Below are 25,730 nucleotides of genomic sequence, written 5' to 3'. Positions count from 1 at the left end.
TATTAATTTACCGCGTCTTTCAGAGCTTTACCGGCCTTGAAGTTCGGGATTTTTGCTGCTGCGATTTCAATCGGATCGCCGGTGCGCGGGTTGCGGCCAGTGCGGGCTGCGCGCTCCTTAACAGCGAAGGTACCGAAACCAACCAGGGCTACCTGATCACCCTCTTTCAGGGCGCCAGTGATGCTGTCGACCATTGCGTCCAGAGCACGGCCTGCGGCTGCTTTCGGAATATCTGCAGATGCGGCAATCGCTTCAATCAGTTCGGACTTATTCACGCTTAATCCCTCTGTTCTTTTCTAGATATGTTTCGGGCGACCCGCCTGGGGGCGCCTGTGCGTTCGAGCCATCGTTCACCGGCGAATTTGGCGCCGGCCAATAAGCCACGTTTTATACCAACTGCCCGATAGCGGGTCAAGGAACCATGCGGGTTTCCGGGCAGTTGCACAAATCTGCAGCAGCTTTTGCCACAGACAGATTATTTTTTAGCCGGCAGGGGCATAAGCCCCCGCCGCAGGTTCGGTCAGTGCGTGCGCATCGAGCGCTGCGAGCGCTCCTCCGCCTTCTTTTGCAGCGCGGAATACTCTTCATCCGTCAGTGACTGGGGTTTGTGCTCCAGCGCCAGCTCCAGTACCTGATCGATCCACTTGACCGGCTTGATCACCAGGTCTTGCAGGATATTGTCCGGAATATCTTTCAGGTCGCGCTCGTTGTCCGCAGGGATCAGCACCGTCTGGATGCCACCGCGGTGCGCAGCGAGCAACTTCTCCTTCAGACCACCGATACGTAAAACTTCTCCGCGCAGGGTAATTTCGCCGGTCATCGCCACATCCGAGCGCACCGGAATACCGGTCAACACAGAGGCAAAGGCGGTGCACATGGCGATGCCCGCCGAGGGGCCATCTTTGGGAGTCGCCCCCTCCGGCACATGGATATGGATATCGCGCGTCTCGTGGAAATCCGGCGCAATACCCAGTGATTGGGCCCGCGCCCGCACCACGGTGAGCGCGGCCTGAATAGACTCCTGCATGACATCGCCGAGAGAGCCGGTCTTGATCATGTGCCCCTTGCCGGGCACTGCCGACGCCTCGATGGTGAGCAGTTCGCCACCCACCTCGGTCCACGCGAGGCCGGTCACCTGACCGATCTTGTTCTCCTCCTCGGCGCGGCCGAAATCGAACTTGCGTACGCCCAGCAGATCCTCGAGCTGTTCGGGTACCACCTTCGCCTTGGCGGTCGTGGCACTGCGCACATGCTCGGTCACGACCTTGCGGCAAATTTTCGCAATCTCGCGGTCGAGACCGCGTACGCCGGCCTCGCGGGTGTAGTAACGCACGATATCGCGTACGGTTTCGTCCGACAGCGAAAGCTCGTCATCCTTCAGCCCGTTGGCTTTGCGCTGCTTGGGCACCAGGTAACGCTGGGCGATATTCACTTTCTCGTCTTCGGTGTAACCGGGCAGACGAATGACCTCCATACGGTCGAGCAGCGGCCCGGGAATATTCATCGAGTTGGATGTGCACACGAACATGACATCGGAGAGATCGTAATCCACTTCGAGGTAGTGATCGTTGAAGCTCTTGTTTTGCTCCGGGTCCAGCACCTCAAGCAGTGCCGAAGCCGGATCGCCGCGGTGATCCATACCCATCTTGTCGACTTCGTCGAGCAGGAACAGCGGGTTTTTGACCCCGATCTTGGAGATTTTCTGGATCAGTTTGCCGGGCAGCGAGCCGATATAGGTACGGCGGTGGCCGCGAATCTCTGCCTCGTCCCGCACACCGCCGAGCGCCATACGCACATACTTGCGGTTGGTGGCGCGCGCCACCGACTGCCCGAGGGAAGTCTTGCCCACACCGGGCGGGCCCACCAGGCACAGGATCGGTCCCTTGACCTTCTTGACCCGCTTCTGCACCGCCAGGTATTCGAGGATGCGCTCTTTGACTTCCTTCAGACCGTAGTGATCCCTGTCGAGAATTTCTTCGGCCTTCTTCAGGTCGTGGCGCACGCGACTGGCTTTTTTCCACGGCACGCTCAGCATCCAGTCGATATAGCTGCGCAGTACCGAGGCCTCCGCCGACATCGGCGACATCATTTTCAGCTTGGCGAGCTCGGCACGGGTTTTCTTTTCCGCTTCCGCGCTCATGCCGGACTCGGCAATTTTTTTCTCCAGCTCTTCGACTTCATTGGGCTCTTCGGTAATTTCGCCCAACTCTTTCTGAATGGCTTTCATCTGCTCATTCAGGTAGTACTCGCGCTGGCTCTTCTCCATCTGCTTTTTGACACGCCCGCGAATGCGCTTTTCCACTTGGATCAGGTCTATCTCGGAATCCATCAGGCCGAGCAGGTGCTCAAGGCGTTCCTTGACGCTGGCGGTCTCGAGCAGTTCCTGCTTCTGCTGCAGCTCCAGAGACATATGTGCGGCGATGGTATCCGCCAGGCGACCGGGCTCGTCGATGCCGGAGAGCGAGGTAATCACCTCGTTCGGCACCTTTTTGCTCACGGAAACATACTGCTCGAATTGCGACATGGCAGAGCGCACCAGCGCTTCGGCCTCCGCTTCGGGCAGCTCTTCGGTTTCCATCGGCTCGACGGTGGCGCGATAATGCCCCTCGCCGTCTTGCACTTCGTTGATCTTCACCCGCTGACTGCCTTCCACCAGCACCTTGACGGTGCCGTCCGGCAATTTGAGCAGCTGCAATACGCTGGCGACTGTGCCCACGCGATAAATGTCGTCGGCACCCGGATCGTCTTCCGACGCCTTGCGCTGTGCGACCAGAAGCACCTGCTTGTCGCTGCGCATCGCCTCTTCCAGCGCATCGATGGACTTTTCCCGGCCGACAAACAGCGGGATCACCATGTGCGGATAGACGACCACATCGCGCAGCGGCAACAGCGGAAACTCAAGTTTGGTGTCGGATGGCTGATCCATAGAACTCCTCTCGGCCCGATCACTGGGGTATTGACGCGGCAACTCGGCTGCAGCTTGAAACCTTGCGGTGAATTTTTGCCACCGCTTGGTCTACTAGATGGGGGAGCGGTGACTGGAATACAAGTCTAATCTAACGGCGAATTCGTGCCGAGGCGGATTTGGACCCGGCGGCAGGCGCTACAACACGACCGCCGACAAATCCGGTGCGGGAGAACCAGTCAGCCGTCGATATAAAAAAAGCCCCTTGCGGGGCTTCTCTGCGAACCTGGCGGAATCCGGCGGGTCTTGTCACTCCTCCGGCGCCGCCTTCTGCGGCTGGCTCTCGTTGCTCTCGTACACCAGCAGTGGCGCCGATTCGCCCTTGATGACCGCTTCGTCGATCACCACCTTGGCCACATTGTCGCTGGACGGGATGTCGTACATGGTCTCCAGCAGCACCGACTCCATGATCGAGCGCAGGCCGCGGGCGCCGGTTTTGCGTTCCATCGCCTTGGTGGCCACCGCGTCGAGGGCGTCGGGGCGGAAATCCAGCTCCACATCCTCCATCTCGAACAGCTTGGCGTACTGCTTGGTCAGCGCATTGCGCGGCTCGGTCAGAATCTGCACCAGCGCCTCGCGATCCAGCTCGTCCAGCGTCGCCGTCACCGGCAGGCGGCCGACAAACTCCGGAATCAGGCCGTAGCGCACCAGATCCTCCGGCTCCAGGTCGCGCAGGATCTGGCCAAAGTTGCTGTCGCCTTCTTTGGATTTCACTTCCGCACTGAAGCCGATACCACCCTTCTCGGAGCGGTCGCGGATTACCTTGTCGAGACCCGCGAAGGCACCGCCGCAGATGAACAGGATGTTGCCGGTGTCCACCTGCAGGAACTCCTGCTGCGGATGCTTGCGCCCACCCTGGGGCGGTACAGACGCCACTGTACCCTCAATCAGCTTCAACAGTGCCTGCTGCACGCCCTCACCGGACACGTCGCGGGTAATAGACGGGTTGTCCGACTTGCGCGAGATCTTGTCGATCTCGTCGATGTAGACAATCCCCTGCTGGGCCTTGTCGACGTCGTAGTCACACTTCTGCAGCAGCTTCTGAATGATGTTTTCCACGTCTTCACCCACGTAACCGGCTTCGGTCAACGTAGTCGCGTCGGCGATCGTGAACGGGACGTTGAGCAGGCGCGCCAGCGTCTCGGCGAGCAGCGTCTTACCGCTGCCGGTGGGGCCCACCAGCAGGATGTTGGACTTGCTCAGCTCCACGTCTTCCTTGCCCTTGACACCGGTCTTGCTGCGCAGGCGCTTATAGTGGTTGTACACCGCTACTGCCAGCACCCGCTTGGCACGCTCCTGGCCAATGACGTACTGGTCGAGAATCTCGGTGATCTCCCGCGGCGTCGGCAGGCGCCCTTCCGGGCCCTCTGAGCTCTCCTGTACTTCCTCGCGGATGATGTCGGTGCAAAGCTCGACACATTCGTCGCAGATAAAGACAGACGGCCCCGCGATCAGCTTGCGCACTTCCTGCTGGCTCTTGCCACAGAAAGAACAGTACAGCAGTTTGCCGTTGTCTTCTCCGCTGCTCTGGTCGGTCATCTAGTTACTCCGTGGTCTGCGGCCTGCCGGGCCCCGCTTTTCAGTGTTCCCTAGCAAGATGCTGTCTTTTGGCGGGATTTTCAAGCCCTTTGTATTGCTATCAATCAAGGGGCCACACGCTCCCGACCGGCGCAGGCCGGGAATCGTGATCAATGTGAACTGGTTGGTCTTATTTTTCCTGCAGCTGGCGACGCTCGAGAACGTCGTCCACAAGACCGTACTCCTTGGCCTCGTCGGCACTGAGGAAGTGGTCGCGCTCGGTGTCCCGCTCGATGTCCTGGACGCTGCGGCCGCTGTGATGGGCCATCAGTTCGTTCAGGCGGTGGCGGATCTTGAGGATCTCCTGCGCGTGGATGTGAATGTCACTGGCCTGCCCCTGGGCACCGCCACTGGGCTGGTGGATCATCACGCGCGAGTTCGGGGTGGCGTAGCGTTTGCCTTCGGCACCCGCTGTGAGCAGGAAAGCGCCCATGCTACAGGCCTGGCCGATACACATGGTGCTGACATCCGGCTTGATGAACTGCATGGTGTCGTAGATGGACATGCCGGCAGTCACCGACCCCCCGGGGGAGTTGATGTAGAGATGAATATCCTTGTCGGGATTCTCCGCCTCCAGAAACAGCAGCTGCGCCACTACCAGGTTGGCCATATGGTCTTCGACCTGACCCACCATAAAAATCACCCGCTCTTTCAGCAGACGTGAATAAATGTCGAAAGAGCGCTCGCCGCGGGCAGTCTGCTCCACCACCATCGGCACGAGGCCAGAGGCGGTCGGGTCAATCGAGGACGGGGAAAAATCAAATCGTGCCATAGATACCGTAGCTTCCTTTTGTGGCGTATTAGGCGAGACGACCCACGGCGAAAGGCCGGGGCAGAAAAATTCGGTTTTCCTGAGCTTAACCGGTCGGGCGCGAGAAAGCCAGCCGGCTGAAAGGAGGTAGGAGAGGATGGGCGACTGCGCGCTGGCAGCCGCCCACCGGCGGGCATCAGCCCTGTTGTTGCGGCTTGATCACGTCGTCGTAGCTGCTCTTCACCTCTTTCACCTCAGCGGTGTCGAGAACGAAGTCAACGACCTGATCTTCCAGCACGACAGACTCGACACCAGACAACAGCTCGCGGTTGTTGTAGTAGTACTCGACCACTTCTTCCGGCTGCTGATAGGTGGAGGCCAGCTCTTCAACCTTGGCCTTGACGCGATCGGCATCGACAGACAGCTTGTTCTGCTTGACGATTTCACCGACCACCAGACCCAGTACAACACGACGCTTGGCCTGGTCTTCGAACATGGTGTCCGGCAGCATCTTCTCGGCATCTTCGGCACTGATCTGGCCGCCGAACTGCTGCACCATCTGGCCGCGCAGGGTGCGCACCTCACCGGCAATCAGTGCCGCCGGCAGATCCACAGTGTGCTTCTCGAACAGCTGATCCATGACCTGGGTCTTGATCTTGTTCAGGGCCGCATTTTTCAGCTCGCGCTGCATGTTATTGCGCACTTCTTCGCGGAACTTCTCTTCGCCGCCCTCTTCCACGCCGTAGGACTTGAACAGCTCCTCGTCCAGCGCCGGCAGCTCAGGCTTCTCGGAGGCGGTCACCTTGATGTTGAAGGTCACTGCCGCACCGCGCAGTTCTTCCGCCTGGTAATCTTCCGGGAAGGTCACGTCGATGTCGCTCTCTTCGCCCGGCTTCATACCCAGAATGCCATCTTCAAAGCCCGGCACCATCTGGCCGGAACCCAGTACCAGCTGCTGACCTTCGGCCTTGCCACCTTCGAACTCTTCACCGTCTTTGCGGCCGACGAAATCGATGGTAACGCGATCGCCCTTCTGCGCCTTGCGCTTGGTGTCTTTCCAGCTCTGCTGCTGCTTGCGCAGTACGTCGATCATGTTGTCGACGTCTTTGTCGGTCACTTCAGCAACCGGGCGCTCGACGCTGACGGCAGCCAGATCCATCAGCTCCACTTCCGGGTACACCTCGAAAGTGGCGATGTATTCCAGGTTTTCGCCCGGCTCGCTCTTCACGATTTCGATGCTCGGCTGGCCTGCCGGCTTCACGTCTTCTTTCTGTACCGCGTCGTAGAAGGTGCGACCCAGGACATCACCGATGACTTCCTGGCGAACGCCCGCGCCGAAACGCTGGCGCACGACCTTCATCGGTACCTTGCCCTTACGGAAGCCGTTCAGGCGCACATTCTGGGCGGCCTGCTGGAGGCGCTTGTCCACTTCATGATCGACGATTTCCGCCGGCAAATTAACCGTAAGACGACGCTCCAGGCCGGAAGTTGTTTCGATGGAAACCTGCATGTTATTCCTCGTGAGACTCTCTCTAATCGCGCCGCAGCGCCTTGGGCTCTCTAAAATTTAAACCTGAAATCATCGATCCAGGCTAAAGTTGCCAGCGCGCCGCAGCGCCAACTCTCTACCCGGCCGCCGAGAAAATTCGGCCGGCCGCCTCTGGCTGTGAATCGATTCCGCGCGGCGGAATCTGTCATCAACCAAATACAAGCAGCCCGCACCTTGCCCTCTGCGGGCAGGCGGAGCTGCGCAATTCAATGATGGTGGGGACGGGGAGACTTGAACTCCCACACCTTGCGGCACCAGAACCTAAATCTGGCGTGTCTACCAATTCCACCACGTCCCCGAAACCCACCTCGGCGCTAACTCCTTGATATTTCTGCACTTTACTGCAAAAACAGCGGGTCCCGGCGACGAGGGGAGCAGATTGTGCCACAGCCGCATAAGCGCTTCAACAAATGCCGTGCAGCGGCCGGGCAACAGATAGACGAAGGGCGCCCTGAGGCGCCCTCCCGCAGCGAACCAGCGACATTGACTGCCGCCGGCGGATTACACCCGCTCGAGGATGGTGGTAATCCCCTGGCCGAGACCGATACACATGGTCGAAATACCCAGGTCGCCACCCTCATTCTGCATCACCGACAGCAGCGTACCGGTAATACGCACACCGGAACAACCGAACGGGTGACCCAGGGCGATGGCACCGCCATACAGGTTGACCTTCTCGTCCATCTTGTCGAGCAGGCCGAGATCCTTCAGCACCGGCAGCGCCTGTGCGGCAAAGGCCTCGTTCAGCTCTACCTTGTCGATGTCGTCGACGCTCAGGCCGGCGCTCTTCAGCGCCTTCTGCGTGGACGGCACCGGGCCGTAGCCCATGATGGACGGATCCACACCAGCCAGCGCCATATCGCGCACCTTGGCGATCGGCGTCAGGCCCAGGGCCTGGGCGCGCTCGGCGGACATCACCAGCATTACCGAAGCACCATCGGTGATCTGGGAGGAAGTACCCGCGGTCACCTGGCCGTGCTTGGGATCGAACGCCGGCTTCAGCTGCGCCAGGCCCTCGACAGTGGTGTCCGGACGGATAGTCTGATCGGTTTCCACCAGCAGCGGCACGCCGTCGTCGTCATGGCCCTCAATCGCGATGATCTCGCGATTGAACTTGCCCTCTTTCGTCGCCGCGGCCGCGCGCTGGTGCGAGCGGGCACCAAACTCGTCCATCTGCTGGCGCTGGATGCCGTGCATCATCGCCAGGTATTCGGCGGTCATTCCCATGGAGCCGGCGGCCTTGGCCATATAGCGGCCCAGCATCGGATTGGGGCTGACGTGCTCCATCATGTTCAGGTGACCCATGTGCTCGACACCACCCACTACATAGACATCACCCAGGCCGGCCTGGATGCTGGCTGCCGCAGTATGCAGGGAAGACATGGAGGAGCCGCACAGGCGGTTGACGGTTTGCGCCGGAACGGTGTGCGGCAGGCCCGCGCGCAGCACGATCATGCGCGCCACGTTGAAGCCCTGCTCGTCGCGCTGCATCACGCAGCCCCAGATAACATCGTCAATCTCGGCCGGATCCAGCTTGTCGTTGCGCTGCAGGAATTTCTTCAGCAGCTCGGCCGACATGTCGTCGGCGCGGACATTGCGGTAAACGCCGTTCTTGGAGCGGCCCATCGCCGTGCGTGCGTAGTCGACGATCACAGCATCTCTAGGATTCAAACTCACAATAATTCTCCTTACTTGTCGCCGCTGTCGTTGGAGGCGTAGTAGGTTTCGCCCTTGGCAGCCATTTCGCGCATGCGCTCGGTGGGCTTGTACAGCTCGCCCAGCTCGGCGTATTTATCGGCCATGTCGACGAAGGTCTTCATACCGATATCGTCCAGCCAGGCAAAGATGCCACCGCGGAACGGCGGGAAGCCGATACCGTAGATCAGCGCCATGTCCGCTTCGGCCGGTGAGTCGACGATGCCCTCTTCCAGGCAGCGCGCCAGCTCGGTGGCCATCGGCACCATCATACGCTCGATAATTTCGTCTTTTTCGAATTCGCGGCGCTCGGCAACATGCGGCTTCAGCAACTCGTAAGCCTCTTCGGTTGCCACCTTCTTCGGCTTGCCCTTTTTGTCTTCTTCGTAGTTGTAGAAACCCTTGCCGTTCTTCTGGCCATAGCGCTCCGCTTCGTACATGACGTCGGAGGCGGCCTTGAAGGATTTACCCATACGCTCCGGGAAGCCCTCGGCCATCACCTTTTCGGCGTGCACGCCGGTATCGATACCGACCACGTCCATCAGGTAAGCCGGACCCATCGGCCAGCCCCAGCGTTCCATGACCTTGTCGATCGCCTGGAAGTCGGCTCCGTCGCGTACCAGCATGGAGAAACCGGCGAAGTACGGGAACAGTACGCGGTTGACCAGGAATCCGGGGCAGTCGCGCACAACGATGGCCTTTTTGCCCATCTTGTTGGCATAGGCCACAACGCGGGCAACGGCGTTATCGGAAGTCTTCTCACCGCGAATCACTTCTACCAGCGGCATCTTGTGCACCGGGTTGAAGAAGTGCATGCCGAGGAAGTTTTCCGGGCGCTTGAGCGGCTCAGCCAGAGAGTCGATGGAAATAGTCGAGGTGTTGGAGGCGATGACCGTGTCTTCGCTCACCTTGCCTTCCACTTCAGTCAGCACGGCATGCTTGACCTTCGGGTTTTCCACCACCGCTTCGACCACCACGTCGATGTCATCGAAGCCTTCATAGCTCAGGGTCGGCTCGATGCGGTTCAGAACTTCGGCCATTTTTGCCGGTGTCATGCGACCGCGATCAACCATTTTGGACAGCAGTTTTCCGGCCTCTTTGAGACCCAGGTCGATGCCCTTCTGGTCGATATCCTTCATCTTGATCGGCGTGCCCTTGTAGGCCGACTGGTAGGCGATACCGCCACCCATGATGCCGGCGCCCAGCACCGCGGCGCGCTCGATCTTCTTGTCCGCTTTCTTTTCCCAGCCCTTGGCGACCTTGCCGATCTTCTGGTCGTTCAGGAACAGGCCCACCAGAGACTTGGCCGTACCGCTCTGCGCGCACTCGATGAACTGCTGTTGTTCGATCTTCAGCGCTTCGTCGCGGCCAACTTTGTAGCCCTGCTCGATGGACGTCACGGCGGCTACCGGCGACGGATAGTTCTTGCCCGCCTGGGCGCTGACAAACGCCTTGGTGGTGAAGAAGGCCATTAGCGCTTCGGTATCATTGAGCGGGATCGGGGATTTCTTGATCTCGCGGCGGGCCTGGTAATCCAGCTCGCCATCGATCGCGCGGCCGAGCAGCTTCAGCGCCGCGTCTTTCAACTTGTCACCGGGTACGGTCGCGTCCACGGCGTGGGCGGTCAGCGCGGCATCGGGCTTCTGCTCCTTGCCGGCGGCAATCCATTCGGCGGCCACATCGACACCGACCACGCGCGGCAGGCGCACGGTACCGCCCCAGCCCGGAATCAGGCCCAACTTCACTTCCGGCAGGCCCACTTTGGCCTGATCCCCCATCACGCGGTAATCACAGCCCAGGCACACCTCGAAACCGCCGCCGAGCGCATAGCCGTTAATGGCAGCGACTGTCGGTACCGGCAGATCTTCCAGGCGATTGATGTTTTCGTTGTTTTTGCCCATCAGCTCGGCGACACCCTCGGGGCCCGCGGAGAAGGCGTTGCCAAACTCGGTGATGTCGGCGCCGACGATAAATACGCCCTTGCCACTGGTCAGCAGCACACCCTTGATGTCCTTGGCCGCCTCGATGGCGTCCAGGGCCTGGGAAAATTCCGATACCGTCAGGCGGTTGAACTTGTTGACGGATTCGCCCTGCAAATCGAACTTGAGTTCGGCGATGCCGTTGTCGAGCATCTGCACCGAAAGCGCTTTGCCAGTAAATAACATTGATTGACCTCTTTTATTCGGGGCTGAATGAGTTAGCCCGGGGTCGGGGTTTGTCGCACCACAGTCCTGTGGCCCTGTCTTCGACCAGCCAGCACCGCACAAATTCGCCCGCGCGAGTCCACGGGCAGATCGGCACCGGTCGGTCAAATTCGCACCCGGCGAATTATTCGCTGTGTCCGGTTCGGCGCCCGCGAAGCGGTGACGCAGTTCCCCAGCACAGTCAGGAAGATCTAGTATAGCCAGATTCAAACAATTGTTTGAATACCATTTGTGACAAAACCAGTGGCTGACTCGACTGGCCGATCACAATTTGGCCAAAGCGGAAACGTCGCGCAGAAACAGCGGCGCAGCAAGTCTAACTGCAGTGGCGCGCAGGTTTAACCCACATGGCGCCCCCTGCCTTTAAAGCACAATTGCGGGAGAACCAGATCAACCGGAGGGGGGAGAACAGGCACTGATCAGGATGCAGTCTGCGTCGCCGGGGTTGCGCAGGCGGTGGGGGCGGCGACGGTCGAAATAATAGCCGTCACCGGCGCCGAGCAGCGCGACTTCGGCACCAATGGTGACCTCCAGCTGGCCGGAGACTACAAATCCCCCCTCCTCGCCGCGCAGCCCACCCAGCGCCACGCCACTGTCCTGCCCGGGGGCAAACACCCGCCGCAGCAGAGCCAGCTGTCGCCCGGCGCCACCGAGCCGGTGCCCGCGCACCGGGCCCTCGGCGAGTTCCGGCAGCTCCTCGGCGCGATAGAAGACGGGCTCGCCGCCCGGCTGCATATCGAGGGCAAAAAATACCGCCAGCGACAGGGGAATACCGTCGAGAATTTTCTGCAGGGAACCGACCGACGGGCTGACCCTGCCCTGCTCGATCAGAGAGATGGTGGCGTTGGTCACGCCGGCACGCTTGGCCAGCTCCCGCTGCGACCAGCCGTACACTTTGCGCACGACCTTGAGCCGCGCACCGACGCCATCGGCGGCATCGGCGGGCGGAAGCGCCGAATCCTTGTCTGCCATGTTGACTGACCAGTGACTGAAATCAGCGGCTAGTGTGCCGCAAATTCCGTGTCACTGGCCACTCACACCATATCGTCGAACGGATTCTCGCTGGGCAGGGAGACTGTCGGTATACCCGGCAGCGTCATCTCCGCCATCGACACCTTGATCTCGCGCTCGTCCACCAGGTTCTGCCCGAAGCGATAAATGGCGTTCAGGTCGCCGCGGCTCGCGCGTGCGTCGTAACCGGCCGCCTGTTCGCACACGGCCTCGTTGCGGTGGCGGTAGTCGGTCAGCGCCCCGGCGCCGTGGCGCTTGGCCAGCATCTTCTCGACCAGATGCGGCGCCAGCACACTGGCGGTGGCATTGTTGCCACCGAACCCTTTCGAGTTCAGGAAGGCCACATCCAGGGACTTCGGGTCGCGCTCGCTGTGCTGCAGGGAAATATCCAGGTTGGCGCAGCTGACATCATCGGCCACCCGGTCAATGGTGGTGATTCCCGGCAGAACGCCGCGGTTGAACATCCCCAGGCTGGTGATCAGCTGATCGCCGCTGGCCGCAGCCACCGTGTGCCCCAGGTAGGCCTTGACCGCGCACACCGGCCAACTCTCGATACCGAAGGCACCGGCGACCCGGTCGAAGATCGCCGATTCGGTCACCCGGTTCTGCGGCGTACTGGAACCGTGCGCCTGTACGAAACTGCGCTGGCGCAGGCTCTCGTCACCGACGATGGCACGGGTCTCGGCCAGCGCCCGCGCCACAGTCAGGTAATTGCCGGGTCCCGGGGCAGAGATGGACTTCTTGGTACCGTCGGCATTGACGAACACGTTGGCCACCGCGCCGTGAATCTGCGCACCCAGCTCCAGCGCCAGCGCATCGTCCATCAGGATGACCCACTGGCTGCCCTCACCGAGGGTGAAACCGCAGTTTTCGCCGAACGGCCGGCTGGCGCGACGAAAATCGATGTCGCCACCGAACAGCTTGCCGAGGCCGTCGAGATTGGCCAGCGCACCCATGGTGGTGTATCCATCAACGACTTCCGGCACCAGCGGCGCTTCAGCGGCGCCGACCACGGCCACCCGCGCACGGCCGCTGCGGATATCCTCCACCGCGGCGCGCAGGTTGTACAGGTAGGTGGCGCAGGCGCCGGCCACCGAACCGGTGGTGCCGACATTGCCGAGCACATAGGCGTTGACGAAATCCGCCGGCATGCTGGTCAGGCCCAGCGCCAGCTGTTTGGAACTGACGCGGTTGCCGCGCAGGCGCGATTGCAGCAGCCCGCCGTTGCCGTAAGGGTCCAGCTGGCTCATGGCAGAACTGGCGTAGACCGAGACCTTGTCTGCACCGGCGGCAGAAACCACTGTCTGCCAGTCGATGCCCAGCGCCTGCACGGCATCGGAGGCACCGAGAATGGCGAGCTGCAACCCGCGCGGGTGGAAGCGGGAGTTGTATTCGGTGCCCGGCTCAAAGCCGGTGGGCAGCTGCCCGGCAGAGGCCACCGAGATCTCGCGGTAGCTGTCGAGCATCACCGACAGGCGCTCGGTGCGCACCCGCACACGGCCGTCCCCGAGAGACTCCACCTGCCAGTCCGCCGGCAGCGGATCCGGCAGTTGGCGCGCGGACATCTCAAAGGTCAGGCCATCGCCAGCACTCAGCTCCGCGGGCTGGTGGAAATGGCAGCGGCGGTAATCGTAAAAGCGCTGCTCCAGCTCGCGCACCAGGGTGCCGCCCAGCACCTGCTGCTCCAGCGCGGCATCCAGGGGCCCACCGGCATCGGCGCCGCGGCGCAGGCCCATCAATGCGGCCAGATCCGACAGCACATCGGTGCGCTCCCCGGCGCCGAGCGTATCCAGCACCAGGCGGCGGTATCCGCGGTGAAACGAGCTGCGTCCGGCGGGATTGAATCCACCGAATGCGGTAATGACGGGAAGGCGCTGCATCCTGACCTCCAGCAAACCCTGAAACAATTGGCAAATATAACGGAAGGTCAGTGTAGGGGGTGGCGATTCGGCCGGGTTATGGGCATACTGGCCAGCAAAATTGAGTTTCTGGCCACTGGTGTCATCGCGCACGCCCTATAACGCACGAGATGTAATGCGAACCGTCACTTTCCTGTTGATCGATCAGATGCTGGCAACCGCCACTGTGTTGCCGCTGGAAATGCTTCGTGGCGCCGAGAGCCGCGCCCGCGTCGAAGGTGGCGCGCAGCCACTGCGGCTGGTCACCGTCAGCCTCGACGGCAAGCCTGCCACCACCCGCTCAGGCTTCTCCTTCACGCCCGATACCAGCCTGGCAGAGGCGCCGGACAGCGACATCATCTACATCCCCGCCCTGTGGCGCAATCCGCGCCCGGCCCTCAGGCGCAGCGGCCCGCTGTTACAGTGGCTGCAGCGGCAGGCCGCCGCTGGCGCCGCGATCACCGCGGTCGGCACCGGAGTCTGCTTCCTCGCCGCCACCGGCCTGCTCGACGGCAAACCGGCCACTACCCACTGGCACTACTTCGACCGCTTTGCCAGCGACTACCCGCAGGTGAAACTGAAACGCCAGTATTTCATCACCCAGGCGGACAAACTGTTCTGCGCCGCGAGTGTGAACGCGCTGGCGGATGTCACCGTGCACCTGATCCGCCAGCTGTACAGCCCCGCGGTAGCCAGCCATGTGGAGCGCAATTTCTCCCATGAAATCCGCCGGCCGTTCGAGGAAATCGCCTACTCCGAGGGCGCCGTGCACCTGCACCCCGACGAGGAAATCGTGCAGGCGCAGACCTGGCTCAAGGAACACTGCGGCGAGGAGGTGCGCCTGAGCGAAGTTGCCAGCTATTTCGACATGAGCGTGCGCTCCTTCAACCGCCGCTTCAAGCTGGCAACCGGCCAGACACCACTGCAGTACCTGCAGAATGTACGCGTGGATATGGCGCGGGAACTACTGCAGTCGACCAACCTGTCAGTCAACGAAATTGCCGAGAAAGTCGGCTACCAGGACATGGGGCATTTCACCGCGCTGTTCAAGAAGTTCCTGTCGACGACACCGAGCGAGTACCGCACGACAGTGCGGGCAAAACTGTTCCGCGTAAATACCTAGCTCGGGAAAAGCGGCATTCAAAAAGCACAAGGCATGGCGCTGGGGAGATTCGGCTAGCGGGGATTTCCACTAGCGCACTTGTGAAGATTATTGCTTCTTGAGAAAAATCACATCGCTGTCGGCAAACTGCAATTCGGCCTGCAGTGTCTCGGCCAGCCAGCGGAATGTCTGCGCACTGAAAAAGCTGATATGGGTGGGATCGCGGATATAGTGCCAGCTGGCGAAGCGCTCCGGAGAAATCACCAGCTTGGTCATCAGCGCCAGCAGACCGCCCGGGCGCAAGCGCTCCCACAGGCGCTCCAATTCATCACCGGGCGCGGCCAGGTGCTCGATCACCTCGGTAGCAACGATAAAATCGTAATCGCGTTTCATTGCCCCGGTATTGGGCGCGTAAAACACGTCGTAAAGCTCCACCCGATGCCCCGCCTGGGCCAGCATGGTCGCCAGCAACGGCGCCGGCCCGCAGCCAAAATCCAGACCGTGACTGCGCGAACCCAGCTGCTCCAGCAGCGGCGTCGCACAGCGGCTCAGAAAACGGCGATAACCACTATCCTGCAGGGAGTTTTCATGCAGGTCGTAGTAGGCCAGCTCCGCCTCTGCGGACAGGTGAAATTCGGGCGCAACGAAAACCAGTGCGCAATTGGCGCACTGGTAATAATCGCGGGATTGATCGCGGTGATAGTGCTGCACCACCGTATGGTGGCACAGCGGACATTGAAGCATCAGGCAGCTTCGGAATCGGCCGTTTTACCGGCAGCGTGCTGCAGCAGCTTGCCGTCGGAGATTTCCACTTTGCGCGGCTTCATCGCCTCGGGGATTTCGCGCACCAGCTCAATATGCAGGAGGCCGTGTTCGAGCTTGGCATCGGTGACCTTGACGTGATCGGCCAGCTGGAAGCGGCGCTCGAAATTACGCGCGGCGATACCGCGGTGCAGGAAATTACGCTGCTCATTCGCTTCTGGTTTGTTGCCACTCACGGTGAGGCGGTTCTGCTCCACCTGAATATCGAGTTCGGATTGATCGAAGCCCGCGACCGCCATGCTGATGCGGTAGCTGTCTTCACCGGTCAATTCGATATCGTAGGGCGGATAGGCCGGCTGCTTCTGTTCGCTGGTATTCATGGCGTCGAGCAGGCTGGCCATGCGATCAAAGCCAATAGCGGAACGGTACAGGGGAGAAAAATCAAAGTTACGCATTGTTATATCCTCAATTCAGAGCAATATTTACGATTCGCCCGTCCGTAGACCGGGCAGTTGCGGGGGCAGCTCGCTCGAGCCTGCCGCCCGTACTTTTGTAAATGGGGTCGCGGCAACGCCTTTCAAGAGAAACGAAAAGAATTTTTATGGAATCCGGAGAGAAAGATACGCCAACCGATACCCCGCGACTGTTCGTCGGCGTGCGCCCGGACGCGCGCGCGCAGCGCTTTTTCGACGGCCTGCAGGCACACTGCCGGAGCCTGCCCGGCGCCGCTGGCCGCCACCATCCGCGCTGGACCGGCCACGCCAATCGCCACCTGACTCTCGCGTTTCTCGGCGACACCCCGGCATCGCTATTGCCCGCACTGGAAGAGCAACTGCAACAGCTCGCTGCCAGCACCCCGCGCTGCAGCGGGCGTATCGTCGCGCTGGCGCCATTTCCGCAGCGGCGCTCCCGGCTGCTTGCGGCAGAGTTGCTCACCAACCCCGCGCTCGACCGGCTGCATGAGGGCTGCCGCCAGGTGATGCGCACACTGGGCATGAAGCCCGAAAGCGCCACTTATCGCCCGCACTTTACCCTGGCGCGCAACCGCCGCGGTTTCGCCGGCTTCGAGCCGATAGCGCTGGATTTCTGTGTCCAACTGGACAATATCGTGCTGTACGAGAGTCTGCTGGCGCCGGGCGGCAGCCAGTATCAGCCGCTCTGGGAAGCCCAGCTGTGCGATCGCGGAGAGGAGTAACGGTTTTTATTAACCCGGCTATTAAATATTGCCGGGCCAAAAGGGGGCGGAAACAAAAAGGCCCGCGCGAGGCGGGCCATTCGTTCACTTGTCGAGCTGTGACAGTACGTATTCGGGGTACATCACCAGCCGCGGGCGCGACAGGCGACGCCCGTCAAAGATAAACACGTAGCGCACACCGTCGTCGTCCGCCGGAATCGTGCGGCGGAACTTCCAGGTGTTGATCTTGTAGGTCTGGCGCCCCTCTTCCACCGGCGCCACCAGCCGGTACTGGTTGTGGCCCAGGAACTTGAACGGCACCCGGTCACCACTGGAGGGATCCAGCTCCAGGCTGTGGAAGGTGTGCTTGCCCTCATCGCCGTCAGCCAGCAGCTTGTCCAGGCGCGCGCGCTCGCGCTTGACATAGTCCAGCAGGTCCGGATCTATCTCTCGCGCCGGCTTTTGCTGCGGCGCCGGCGCCGGTGTCGCGGCGGCTTTGCTCGCGGAAGCCACTGTTGCGGTAGGCACTTTCGGCTTGCTGACGGGGGCAGCCTTCTTCATTCTGGCCGCCCGCTGCGCGGCATCCGCCTTGGCCAGCATGGCATTGACCATCGCCTCCACCTTACGCTTCTGCTCGGCAATGCGCTTGTCGCCCTGGGCGATGGCAGCTTTGGCGCCATCCAGCTCCGACTTCAGCTCCTGATAGCTGGACTGGATAATCTCGATGCGCCGCTTGCGGCTATCGACACCGCGCTCGGCCATATCAAAGGCGTGCTTGGCCTTGCGCAGCTGGCGCTCGGTATCCGAGTTCTTCTTCGCCTGACGATCTGCCTGCGCCTGCTGCAGCTCGCTGCGGCTCTGTTCATAGTGCTGGCGCGCCTTTTCGAGAGCCTCGTTCGCGCGGCTTGTTTTGTAGTCAAAGGACAATAACTCGTTTTCGAGGTCTTCCACCTCTACCGCGCGGTTTTCCTGCGACTGCTCCATACGAGCCAGTCGATTTTTCTCCGCCGTCAGGGAAGCCTGTGTCTGCGCAACCGCGCCTGTTCCCCCAAAAACCATCAAGCTCGCCACGATTAGCGAGCAGTACCGCATTACCGACATAATCAAGAACCCATTACCCGGTTTTCTGACATCCATAGAAAAAACGCACACTGATCACATTTTGTACGATAGTGCGCGCACAGTCTCGCAATTCTACGCAGGCGCCCCGCGGCGGGCAATGACCAAGCGGTGAGCGGTCGTTTGCAGCTGGCAGACGGTCACACTGCAGCCTGCGTGCTATGTCACAGCTGAGTCAGAACCGAGAAAAATTTGTGACTTTTTTGTGTTCACAGCGCTTGATTTTTTTTACCGCGCCAGCATTATGGGTGTTAGGGAGAAGTTCGTTGAACTCAGCGGATTCCGGACCCGGGCGTAAAACACCCCGCGCTGCCCAGTCAGCGACCTTATTAGTTGCGACCCAGGTGCTCCGGCGATTCACTGCCTGTCTCGGCTCTCCCCAAAGGGCGCCCTTCCTTTTTCAGCAAACCGCAACCAGCGGCCTGCAAGGTTTCTTTTAACCGGAGGTAAGTGCCCATGAAATCTGCGCCTGACGATAACATTGTGTTCCGCGATATCGACAAATCTGCCGCCCTGGCCAGCACGGTATCGAAAAAGCTTCACAAGCTGGAACGTTATTGTGGCGACATCATACGAAGTCGCGTTGTTCTCGAAGCCCCTCATCAGCACAAAACCAAAGGCAAACCGTTCAAGGCTTCCGTAGAACTGGCGCTCAGTGGCAACCCACTAATGATCAGCAGCGAGAGCGATTCGATTCACCGAGCCGTCAATGGCGCGTTTGAATCCGTGGAGCGCTGCCTGAAGGAGCGCAGTGAGCGCCGTAAAACCAGACGACACCAGGCCCTCTGCTCCGTCGAAGAAGAGGAATGATTCCTCCCAATTGACCATAGAATCTTTGAAACAGTAAAAAAAAAGGCGATGCCCCGGGGCATCGCCTTTTTTGTGTTGGTTCGCGCTTCGCGTCAGCCCGCCGGGGTACGCATGGTGACGAACTCCTCTGCCGCCGTCGGGTGAATACCGATCGTCTGGTCGAACACCGACTTGGTCGCGCCGGCCTTTATCGCGATGGCGATCCCCTGAATGATCTCGCCGGCGTCCGGTCCCACCATATGGGCACCGATCACGCGGTCACTACTGGAATCTACCACCAGTTTCATCAGCGTGCGCTCCTCTCGACCGCTGACCGTGTGGCGCATCGGGCGAAATTCCGATTTGTAGATCACCACCGGAATGCCCGAATCCCGCGCCTCCTCCTCGGAGAGCCCCACGGTACCGATATTGGGCTGGCAGAAAACCGCCGTGGGGATATTGTTGTAATCGATCTCGGTGGTTTCGCCGGTCTGGAAATGCTTGACCAGTGCCATGGCTTCGGCCAGCGCCACCGGGGTCAGCTGCGGCTCGCCGGTGACATCCCCGAGCGCGTATATGGAGTGGACATTGGTGCGGAAGTTGTCGTCCACCGAAATGGTGCCGTCACGATGCATCACAACACCCAGCTCCTCCAACCCCAGGCCACTGACGTTCGGCGCGCGGCCGGTGGCGTAGAGCACCGTGTCGACAGCCAGACTGCCACCGCCCTCCATGTGCACCAGCAGCGAGTCATCGGACTGCTTTTCAATGGCTTCTACGCGGTGGTTGAAATGCAAGGTTACGCCTTTCTTGCCCATTTCATCACGAACAAAGGTGCGCACATCGCGATCGAAGCCGCGCAGGAAGAGATCGCGGCGATAGGACAGTGAAGTCTCGGCACCCAGACCGGCGAAAATTCCGGCAAACTCTACCGCGATATAGCCACCACCGACCACCAGGATGCGGCGCGGAAACTCTGCCATTGAAAAGATTTCGTTGGAAGTGAGCGCGTATTCACGCCCGGGAATATCCGGCACATAGGGCCAGCCACCTGTGGCCACGAGAATCCGCTCGGCGGAAAAGCGCTGCTCGCCCACGGCGACCAGCTGCCGCTCCTCGATCCGCGCGCGGCCGTCGATCACCGTCACCCCGGCATTGGCCAGCAGGTTGCGGTAAATGCCGTTCAGCCGCGCAACTTCGCGCGCATTGTTGTCGCGCAGCGTTTCCCAGTCGAACGCGGCCGCACCGGGCTGCCACCCGAAGCCGACCGAATCCTCGAAGCTCTCGCGGTAACTGCTCGCATAGACAAACAGTTTTTTGGGGACGCAGCCAACATTGACGCAGGTGCCGCCCATATAGCGGTCTTCCGCCACCGCGACGCGCATGCCGCCGGCAGCCGCCATACGCGCGGCGCGAACACCACCTGAACCGGCCCCGATGACGAACAGATCAAAATCAAATTCGGCCAAAACTCACTCCTGCTTTTTCAAAGTTAACTGTGTCACGTACTGTTAAAAAACCGGCAACCTGTCGATGTTTCACACTATTTCCGGCGAATTTCTGAATACGTGGCGACATTTAGTATAAAAGTGACTATTTTACTCGCCATCGTATTGACAACATCTTTTGGTTTGGTTATTCATGTGATGATTATCACAAAAAGTCGCCTGTTAGCGAAAACAAAAAAATATAGGCAACTCCCATGACCTTTATTTCCGTTCCCTATCGACGTCTCCTGTGTGCCGTGTGCCTGCTGCTCGTCAGCAGCTTCTGCAGTGCCAAGGAGCATCCGTCTTATCTTTCACCGAAGTACTGCGAAGGCGTGGTCGATCAGTTTGTCGATTACGGCATGCGCAGCCTCGACAGATACGTCAACCACGACTTCAAGCCGGAGTATCGCGGCGGTATCCGCAATACCATCGACTTTCTGCACCAGCGCTCCGAGTGGTTGCATGAATGCGATGACTATCTGGCAGACACATCGCACGGCAATGTCTTCTACAACAAGAAGCTGACCCACGATATTTTTCTCGCCATCACTGAGCTGGCGCGGGAACTGCAGCATGTGCGCGACGGGGTCGAGTACCCGGACGACGCCGGCGGCAACAATCCGGCTCCGTTTATCAAGCGCCGCTACGACACGCTGGCGAAACTGGTGGATCGACACCACACGCGGATGTTGATGAAAAAGCAGTTCCAGTGATGGTGCTGCGGCGGGCCACAGTGCCCGTCAATCCTCGACAGCGGGCGGCGCGGTGCCGTCTCCGGCAACGGGGGAATTCTGTAGATACTGCGCCAGCGCAGTGAGCTGTTCCGCCAGTACACCGTCCACAGCCGTGGCGATGCGCTGCAGCTGGTTTTCCGCGCTCCCCCACACCCGGTATTCCCAGGTCAGCACGGTCTTGTCGCCCTGCGGTACCAGGCGCCATTGCATCAACCCGCTCACTGGCATCTGCTGCAGCGGTCCCAGCCCACCGCGCAGGCGCACCTCGCGCCCCGGCAGCGCGGCGATCACGTGCAGGTGCTCAACCGATCCGCCTTTCCAGCGCTCACAGAAACAGCCGCCGGCACGCAGGTCGATGGAGAGGTTGGCCGCGGAACCGGAAAAACTGTGGGCGGGATTCCACCAGCGCGGCAGCGCCGCCAGCCCGGCGTAGACCTGTTCGCTGCGCTGCGGCAGGGTCCGCTCCAGGCGCAGGGTAAATCCCTCCGGTGACTGCTGCAGCACGTCTGCCGCCGCCGATGCCGCCAGGCTCCACAGTACTAGCGCCACGCCGATTCTAAGACTCACTACCCGCCTCCCGATCCCGATCCCGATCCCGATTTCACTCTTCGCGATTGCCTCCGGCAGGCTCGCGCTCGCGCGACCAGTCGCCCGTCGCAGCCGTGGTGCCCGAACCCAGCAACCGCTCCTTGAGACTGCTGGCCACCCGGCGGCTCAGCGCTCCCAGCCGCGGGCGCTGCTTCTCCGCGAAGGGTACCGGCCGGCAGCTGTGCACCGCGGCGAGGCCGATACGCGCCATGAACAGGCTGGCACCGAGCCCCTGCCCCAATCGCGCCGAAACGGTGCTCAGCATGCTGTTTCCAACCAGCTCCGGCCACAACTCGCTGATCGCGTATTCACTGGCACCACTGTAGGCGACCAGCCCCAGCACTTGCTTGAACAGCCGCCAGCGCACCACGACCGACGGACGCACACCATAGATCTGCGCCACGTCATCGATCATGCGCAGGGACTGGCGCAGCGACACCAGCACATCCAGGGTCGCGAACGGGCTGATCCCCACCAGCGCGCCGCTGGTGGTGGCGTGGCGCACGATACGGCGCAGCGCCTCCTGATCCAGCGCATCGAGGAAGGTGACCTCCAGGTGCTGCAGCAGCTCACTGCTGTCGTAGTAATCCGGTACCTCGTCCAGCACCCGGCTCAGCAGCGCGCCCTGGGGTTTACCGGCGAAGTGCTCGCTCAGTTGCCGGCGCAGTGGCGCGACCGCCTCATCGCTGCGGTTGTCGCGCATGTCGCGGGCGAGTTCCTGAGTCTTGTGCAGCTCCCGCAGCGGCCGCCCGGCGCGGAAGTATTCCCATACCGCACTGACGATGGTGGCACAAAAGGCGGCGATAACGACGCCGGCCAGCAGCCCCAGGCTCCAGTGTTTGTCTGCGGCCCACAGGTACAGGTTGCGCAACTCCCAACCCACAGAGGCAGCGGCCAGCCCCAGCCCTGCAAGCAGCGCCGGCTTCCAGAAGCGCAGGCGAAAACCGGGCAGGCGCAATTCGGAAAAGGCCGTGCGATCGGGCAGTGACTCGCCGGTGGTGATCGAGCGCGGCAGTTCGTCGTCGTCCCCGGACAGGGTCTCCACCCGCGTGGCGTCGCGGTGCAATGTCGCCGCCTCCGGTTCCTGCAGCGCCTCGATACGCGTCTGCCGGCGGCGCTCGTCGTCGTTCCCGGTCATCAGACTTTGTCTCCCAGCATTAGATTCAGCAGTGCGTCGACGCGGATATGGGGAATGCGCTGCCCCGCCGCCATGCCCGCCGGCGGGCGCAGCTGCGGCGGCGCGGCGTCACTGTAATGCCGCCAGCCATCGGTCTCGAGCGGCAGGTGAGAAAAGATCTCGGCGTTCTCGAAGCCCAGGTAGCGGCCGTCCAGGTCGTGCCCCACGAGCATACGGCGGCCGTCGCGCTGACTCTCGTTGGAGCAGCGCACAGCGGCAATCGCCTCGCAGAACAGCGGCAGGCCGCGGTGGCGGGCGCCGGCGAACGCCTGCTGCAATTGCTGACCGAGCAGTTGGCGCAACGCATCGTGATCCGCCGCCAGAACCTGATCGACCTTGGTGGCGGCAAACAGCAAACGATCCACACGCGGGCGCCACAGCTTGCGCAACAGGCCGGTGGGCCCGTAGCGGAAGGTATCGGCGATATGGCCAAAGGCGAGGCGCATATCATCAAGGGCCTGCTCGCCGGCGAACAGGGTGCCGATCATGTCCACCAATACCAGCTGGCGATCCAGATGGCGGAAGTGACTCTCCACGAAGGGCGTCACCTGCGCCTCGACATAATCGCGGAAGCGTGCGGCGAGCACCTGGAAATTGCTGTCGTCCGGCAGCGCCTGCAGTTGTTCGCGGCTGTGCCCGCGCAGATCGAGCAGGGGCAGGACGCCATAGAAAGTATCGTCGAGCAGTGCGCGCCCCGGCTGCAGGTAACTCAGGCGCCGTTCGCGGCGACAGTCGAGCAGGAATTGGCGGTAGTCGCGCCACAGCTGTTCCAGGCGCGCGGGCTCGGCCCGCGCCCCCGGATCCAGTGCCGCCAGTTGCGAGACCAGCTGCGACGCCAGCCCGGCACGGGAGTCGGTGTCGATAAGGTGGGCCTGGTGGCGACACCACTCGCGATAGTCCATCTGCAGCATCGGCAGGTCCATCAGCCACTCGCCGGGGTAGTCGCGCAGCTCCAGTACCAGGGTGCGGGTGCCGCTGCCGCCCAGGCGCCGCCGCCGGCGCAGGTGGATGTGCAACTCCATCGCGGAAACGTCGCGGGTGCTCTCGGGCCAGCGCGGCGGCTGTGCCAGCAATGCGTCCAGGCAGTTGTGGTAATCGAAGGTGGGGAGGCCGCTATCCAGCGCCGGCTTCAGTTCGGCACCGAGCAGGTCGCCAGAGAGTGCCGGGGCGAAGCCCGGCAACTGTGCCCGCTGCGGGTGGGACAACTGGTAGATCAGGCTGGTCAGCAGCGTGGACTTGCCGGCGCCGCTCAGGCCGGTAATGCCGATACACAGGCGTCGATCGAGCAGGCGCTCGGCCGCCCAGTGGGATTTGTCGCGCGCCTCGCGGCGCCACTGGCGCAGTTTGTCTTGCAGTCGCCGACCGCGCCCGCTGTCACTCATAGCCACTCCCTGTGATGGCGCCGCCGTCGCGGGCCGATGTCAATAAGAATACCAGCTGCGGTGGATAGTTCCGCCCTCAAGTCGGTCCGCCACAACGAAAAAGCGCGCCGCCAGGGCGCGCCGTCTCCGACAGTTGCGGTGGTGTTCAGTCCACCAGCGCAACATCCCCGGAACCCAGTACCGAGAAGGACTTCTTCGCCGGTCGGCGGATCACGATATCGCCGGAGCCCATGATCGAGCAGCTGGCGTCGTCTGACTGCAGGCTGCGGCCGACGAAATCGCCCGAGCCCATCAGGCTCACCGACAGTTTGGCCACGCGGCCGCCAACCGCCATGTCGCCGGAGCCCTTGATCTCCGCCGACAGGCTCTCGCCGGCAATACTGTCGATGGTGAGGTCGCCGGAGCCCTTGATGGAGGCTGCCCCCTTCACCGCCAGCACGGTACCCAGGTTCAGGTCGCCGGAGCCGGTAATCGATGTGGCCAGCGATTGGGCGCCCACCTTGTCCACGTGCAGCTCACCGGAACCGGTGACCTCCAGTTGCAGATCTTCGCTCTCCAGGGTGTCCGCGCGGGCCTCACCGGAACCGGTGACGACTATCGCGGCCACCTTGGGCAGAGTCACGCGGTACGCCACCGACTGGTCATCGCTGACCGACACCACGCCAAAGAAGTACTTGTGCTTGTCCTCAACCGACAGCGACAGCGTATCGCCGTGTACCTCGGCGCGGGCCATTTCCATCGCCTCGCGGGGACCCGTGGCCTCCACGGCGAAATGGTCGCCCTGGACCACGGTCAGCTCCGAACTGCCCTTGAGCTCGATGCGGTCAAAGCCGGACACGTCAAACTTCCGGCTGATGTCGTCGTCGGCCTGAGCCACCGAAGTGAACAGGGCACCGAACGCCAGCAACAGGGTCAGCGGTGCGGCGAGCAATCTGTTTGCGGCCATGGGAATTTCCTCAATTGAATTACCGTTCCTGCCCTATAGACGGGCCGGCGGTGGCTCCTGGATGCAGTGCCGGCAAAAAAATCACCGCGGCTGTCGCCGTTAGTCGCACTCTGCCTCCGCGTGCCCCAGTTCCCGCAGTGCCGCACGGATCTTCTGCGCCTCGGTGGCCAGCTCTTCAGCCGTGGCGGGCTTCTGCAGGGAAAAATCCAGCTCTCCAATGGCATTCACCGGCAGCAGGTGCAGATGCGTGTGCGGCACCTCCAGCCCCGCCACCATGACGCCCACGCGCTGGGGCTGGTAGACCGCCTTGATACCCTTGGCGACACGCTGGGCCACCTGCATCACGTGCGCGGCCAGATCCCCCGGCATATCGTCCCAGTGATCGATCTCCTCGACCGGGATGACCAGGCAGTGGCCCGACTTGATCGGAGCGATGGTCATGATTGCCACGGCGCGCTCGTCGCGCCACACGAAATGCCCGGGCAGATCGCCGTTGATGATCCGGGTAAAGATACTCGCCATTGGAACCTCGCTCATTGCGCTGCGGAGTGAAAGAATCTCAGACCAGCGAGTCTACCAGCTCGGCCGCAAAGCGCAGCCATCGGCGCCGCACCGATCCCGCCAGCAACACATTACAACGTCTTTCAGCCGCCCTTTTGACGCCACACTGAAGCGTCTTGAAAACTCTTATTTTTCCTGCATTTTAGTGAATTTGAATACATTTGCGCGCAATTGCTTGCAAGACAATAATGTGGGCGCCACTGACCATACAGCCATTTCCGTGTAACGGAAAACTACCTGTGGAACTAGATGACA

The 25,730-nt window shown here is 61.5% G+C and carries 22 protein-coding genes and 1 tRNA gene; 4 read left to right on the top strand and 19 right to left on the bottom strand.

The window, feature by feature from the left end; translation table 11 throughout:
* Positions 1-2: 2 nt before the first annotated feature.
* The 10 genes from ABDK11_RS07560 to ABDK11_RS07515 form a co-directional block, all read right to left on the bottom strand.
* Positions 3-275 carry an HU family DNA-binding protein gene (locus tag ABDK11_RS07560; protein ID WP_346839682.1) on the bottom strand — a complete coding sequence of 91 codons (273 nt, stop codon included), beginning with the start codon at positions 273-275 and terminating at the stop codon, positions 3-5.
* A gap of 245 nt (positions 276-520) precedes the next feature.
* The gene (gene lon, locus ABDK11_RS07555; RefSeq protein WP_346839681.1) at positions 521-2,926 is read right to left on the bottom strand and encodes an endopeptidase La; all 2,406 of its coding nucleotides are present in this window, start codon (positions 2,924-2,926) and stop codon (positions 521-523) included.
* 288 nt (positions 2,927-3,214) lie between these two features.
* Complete coding sequence (clpX, locus tag ABDK11_RS07550; RefSeq protein ID WP_346839680.1) at positions 3,215-4,504, bottom strand: ATP-dependent Clp protease ATP-binding subunit ClpX; 1,290 nt, start codon at positions 4,502-4,504, stop codon at positions 3,215-3,217.
* Positions 4,505-4,673: 169 nt separating this feature from the next.
* Positions 4,674-5,315 carry an ATP-dependent Clp endopeptidase proteolytic subunit ClpP gene (clpP, locus tag ABDK11_RS07545; protein WP_346839679.1) on the bottom strand — a complete coding sequence of 214 codons (642 nt, stop codon included), beginning with the start codon at positions 5,313-5,315 and terminating at the stop codon, positions 4,674-4,676.
* A 175-nt stretch (positions 5,316-5,490) separates the two neighbouring features.
* Positions 5,491-6,804 (bottom strand): trigger factor, encoded by a 1,314-nt coding sequence (tig, locus tag ABDK11_RS07540; protein ID WP_346839678.1) that lies wholly within the window; start codon positions 6,802-6,804, stop codon positions 5,491-5,493.
* 252 nt (positions 6,805-7,056) lie between these two features.
* A tRNA-Leu gene (locus tag ABDK11_RS07535) sits at positions 7,057-7,141 on the bottom strand.
* A 203-nt stretch (positions 7,142-7,344) separates the two neighbouring features.
* Positions 7,345-8,520, bottom strand: coding sequence for an acetyl-CoA C-acyltransferase FadA (gene fadA / locus ABDK11_RS07530; protein ID WP_346839677.1), 1,176 nt, complete (start codon positions 8,518-8,520; stop codon positions 7,345-7,347).
* 11 nt (positions 8,521-8,531) lie between these two features.
* A complete protein-coding gene (gene fadB / locus ABDK11_RS07525) occupies positions 8,532-10,703 on the bottom strand; it encodes a fatty acid oxidation complex subunit alpha FadB (protein WP_346839676.1) in 2,172 nt (723 codons plus the stop codon).
* A 429-nt stretch (positions 10,704-11,132) separates the two neighbouring features.
* On the bottom strand, positions 11,133-11,714 hold the full coding sequence (locus ABDK11_RS07520) for a cupin domain-containing protein (protein ID WP_346839675.1): 582 nt from the start codon (positions 11,712-11,714) through the stop codon (positions 11,133-11,135).
* Between the two features lie 62 nt (positions 11,715-11,776).
* Positions 11,777-13,633: a beta-ketoacyl synthase gene (locus tag ABDK11_RS07515; RefSeq protein WP_346839674.1), complete on the bottom strand. Its 1,857-nt coding sequence runs from the start codon at positions 13,631-13,633 to the stop codon at positions 11,777-11,779.
* 154 nt (positions 13,634-13,787) lie between these two features.
* Here ABDK11_RS07515 and ABDK11_RS07510 point away from each other — a divergent pair, with 154 nt between their 5' ends.
* Positions 13,788-14,774 carry a helix-turn-helix domain-containing protein gene (locus tag ABDK11_RS07510; RefSeq protein WP_346839673.1) on the top strand — a complete coding sequence of 329 codons (987 nt, stop codon included), beginning with the start codon at positions 13,788-13,790 and terminating at the stop codon, positions 14,772-14,774.
* A gap of 87 nt (positions 14,775-14,861) precedes the next feature.
* Here the strand turns inward: ABDK11_RS07510 and ABDK11_RS07505 are convergent, their stop codons facing one another.
* Together ABDK11_RS07505 and ABDK11_RS07500 are read right to left on the bottom strand one after the other, a co-directional pair.
* Positions 14,862-15,497 carry a class I SAM-dependent methyltransferase gene (locus ABDK11_RS07505; protein ID WP_346839672.1) on the bottom strand — a complete coding sequence of 212 codons (636 nt, stop codon included), beginning with the start codon at positions 15,495-15,497 and terminating at the stop codon, positions 14,862-14,864.
* Complete coding sequence (locus tag ABDK11_RS07500; RefSeq protein ID WP_346839671.1) at positions 15,497-15,970, bottom strand: Hsp20 family protein; 474 nt, start codon at positions 15,968-15,970, stop codon at positions 15,497-15,499. Before ABDK11_RS07500 ends, ABDK11_RS07505 begins: the two co-directional genes overlap by 1 nt.
* Before the next feature lie 146 nt (positions 15,971-16,116).
* On the opposite strand from ABDK11_RS07500, the gene thpR reads away from it, so the two are divergent.
* Entirely contained in the window at positions 16,117-16,710 is a 594-nt protein-coding gene (thpR, locus tag ABDK11_RS07495) for an RNA 2',3'-cyclic phosphodiesterase (RefSeq protein WP_346839670.1), read from the top strand.
* Between the two features lie 84 nt (positions 16,711-16,794).
* On the opposite strand, the gene ABDK11_RS07490 is transcribed toward thpR, so the two are convergent.
* Entirely contained in the window at positions 16,795-17,673 is an 879-nt protein-coding gene (locus ABDK11_RS07490; protein ID WP_346839669.1) for a hypothetical protein, read from the bottom strand.
* A 591-nt stretch (positions 17,674-18,264) separates the two neighbouring features.
* Here ABDK11_RS07490 and raiA point away from each other — a divergent pair.
* Entirely contained in the window at positions 18,265-18,618 is a 354-nt protein-coding gene (gene raiA / locus ABDK11_RS07485) for a ribosome-associated translation inhibitor RaiA (RefSeq protein WP_346839668.1), read from the top strand.
* A 92-nt stretch (positions 18,619-18,710) separates the two neighbouring features.
* On the opposite strand, the gene gorA is transcribed toward raiA, so the two are convergent.
* The gene (gorA, locus tag ABDK11_RS07480; protein ID WP_346839667.1) at positions 18,711-20,066 is read right to left on the bottom strand and encodes a glutathione-disulfide reductase; all 1,356 of its coding nucleotides are present in this window, start codon (positions 20,064-20,066) and stop codon (positions 18,711-18,713) included.
* Between the two features lie 233 nt (positions 20,067-20,299).
* On the opposite strand from gorA, the gene ABDK11_RS07475 reads away from it, so the two are divergent.
* Positions 20,300-20,800, top strand: coding sequence for a hypothetical protein (locus ABDK11_RS07475; RefSeq protein WP_346839666.1), 501 nt, complete (start codon positions 20,300-20,302; stop codon positions 20,798-20,800).
* Positions 20,801-20,827: 27 nt separating this feature from the next.
* Here the strand turns inward: ABDK11_RS07475 and ABDK11_RS07470 are convergent, their stop codons facing one another.
* The 5 genes from ABDK11_RS07470 to ABDK11_RS07450 form a co-directional block, all read right to left on the bottom strand.
* Positions 20,828-21,388: a hypothetical protein gene (locus tag ABDK11_RS07470; protein ID WP_346839665.1), complete on the bottom strand. Its 561-nt coding sequence runs from the start codon at positions 21,386-21,388 to the stop codon at positions 20,828-20,830.
* 34 nt (positions 21,389-21,422) lie between these two features.
* On the bottom strand, positions 21,423-22,547 hold the full coding sequence (locus ABDK11_RS07465) for a TIGR01620 family protein (protein ID WP_346839664.1): 1,125 nt from the start codon (positions 22,545-22,547) through the stop codon (positions 21,423-21,425).
* The gene (locus ABDK11_RS07460) at positions 22,547-23,968 is read right to left on the bottom strand and encodes a YcjX family protein (RefSeq protein ID WP_346839663.1); all 1,422 of its coding nucleotides are present in this window, start codon (positions 23,966-23,968) and stop codon (positions 22,547-22,549) included. Before ABDK11_RS07460 ends, ABDK11_RS07465 begins: the two co-directional genes overlap by 1 nt.
* 145 nt (positions 23,969-24,113) lie before the next feature.
* Positions 24,114-24,914, bottom strand: coding sequence for a DUF2807 domain-containing protein (locus tag ABDK11_RS07455; protein WP_346839662.1), 801 nt, complete (start codon positions 24,912-24,914; stop codon positions 24,114-24,116).
* A gap of 99 nt (positions 24,915-25,013) precedes the next feature.
* A complete protein-coding gene (locus ABDK11_RS07450) occupies positions 25,014-25,436 on the bottom strand; it encodes an HIT family protein (RefSeq protein WP_346839661.1) in 423 nt (140 codons plus the stop codon).
* Positions 25,437-25,730: the final 294 nt, after the last annotated feature.

This window comes from Microbulbifer sp. SAOS-129_SWC (genome assembly GCF_039696035.1).
Taxonomy (GTDB): Bacteria; Pseudomonadota; Gammaproteobacteria; order Pseudomonadales; family Cellvibrionaceae; genus Microbulbifer.
The sequence above is the reverse complement of the archived record's forward strand: the minus strand, read 5'-3'. Positions and strand labels throughout refer to the sequence as shown.

Excerpts from the sequence above, each read along its gene's own strand:
- ABDK11_RS07465 (WP_346839664.1), bottom strand. The coding sequence starts at position 22,547 with ATGACCGGGAACGACGACGAGCGCCGCCGGCAGACGCGTATCGAGGCG.
- tig (WP_346839678.1), bottom strand. The coding sequence starts at position 6,804 with ATGCAGGTTTCCATCGAAACAACTTCCGGCCTGGAGCGTCGTCTTACG.
- clpX (WP_346839680.1), bottom strand. The coding sequence starts at position 4,504 with ATGACCGACCAGAGCAGCGGAGAAGACAACGGCAAACTGCTGTACTGT.
- ABDK11_RS07505 (WP_346839672.1), bottom strand. The coding sequence starts at position 15,497 with ATGCTTCAATGTCCGCTGTGCCACCATACGGTGGTGCAGCACTATCAC.
- ABDK11_RS07475 (WP_346839666.1), top strand. The coding sequence starts at position 20,300 with ATGACCTTTATTTCCGTTCCCTATCGACGTCTCCTGTGTGCCGTGTGC.
- fadB (WP_346839676.1), bottom strand. The coding sequence starts at position 10,703 with ATGTTATTTACTGGCAAAGCGCTTTCGGTGCAGATGCTCGACAACGGC.
- ABDK11_RS07520 (WP_346839675.1), bottom strand. The coding sequence starts at position 11,714 with ATGGCAGACAAGGATTCGGCGCTTCCGCCCGCCGATGCCGCCGATGGC.
- ABDK11_RS07455 (WP_346839662.1), bottom strand. The coding sequence starts at position 24,914 with ATGGCCGCAAACAGATTGCTCGCCGCACCGCTGACCCTGTTGCTGGCG.
- clpP (WP_346839679.1), bottom strand. The coding sequence starts at position 5,315 with ATGGCACGATTTGATTTTTCCCCGTCCTCGATTGACCCGACCGCCTCT.
- ABDK11_RS07510 (WP_346839673.1), top strand. The coding sequence starts at position 13,788 with ATGCGAACCGTCACTTTCCTGTTGATCGATCAGATGCTGGCAACCGCC.
- ABDK11_RS07460 (WP_346839663.1), bottom strand. The coding sequence starts at position 23,968 with ATGAGTGACAGCGGGCGCGGTCGGCGACTGCAAGACAAACTGCGCCAG.
- lon (WP_346839681.1), bottom strand. The coding sequence starts at position 2,926 with ATGGATCAGCCATCCGACACCAAACTTGAGTTTCCGCTGTTGCCGCTG.
- thpR (WP_346839670.1), top strand. The coding sequence starts at position 16,117 with ATGGAATCCGGAGAGAAAGATACGCCAACCGATACCCCGCGACTGTTC.
- ABDK11_RS07515 (WP_346839674.1), bottom strand. The coding sequence starts at position 13,633 with ATGCAGCGCCTTCCCGTCATTACCGCATTCGGTGGATTCAATCCCGCC.
- ABDK11_RS07500 (WP_346839671.1), bottom strand. The coding sequence starts at position 15,970 with ATGCGTAACTTTGATTTTTCTCCCCTGTACCGTTCCGCTATTGGCTTT.
- ABDK11_RS07490 (WP_346839669.1), bottom strand. The coding sequence starts at position 17,673 with ATGGAGCAGTCGCAGGAAAACCGCGCGGTAGAGGTGGAAGACCTCGAA.
- ABDK11_RS07450 (WP_346839661.1), bottom strand. The coding sequence starts at position 25,436 with ATGGCGAGTATCTTTACCCGGATCATCAACGGCGATCTGCCCGGGCAT.
- raiA (WP_346839668.1), top strand. The coding sequence starts at position 18,265 with ATGAAATCTGCGCCTGACGATAACATTGTGTTCCGCGATATCGACAAA.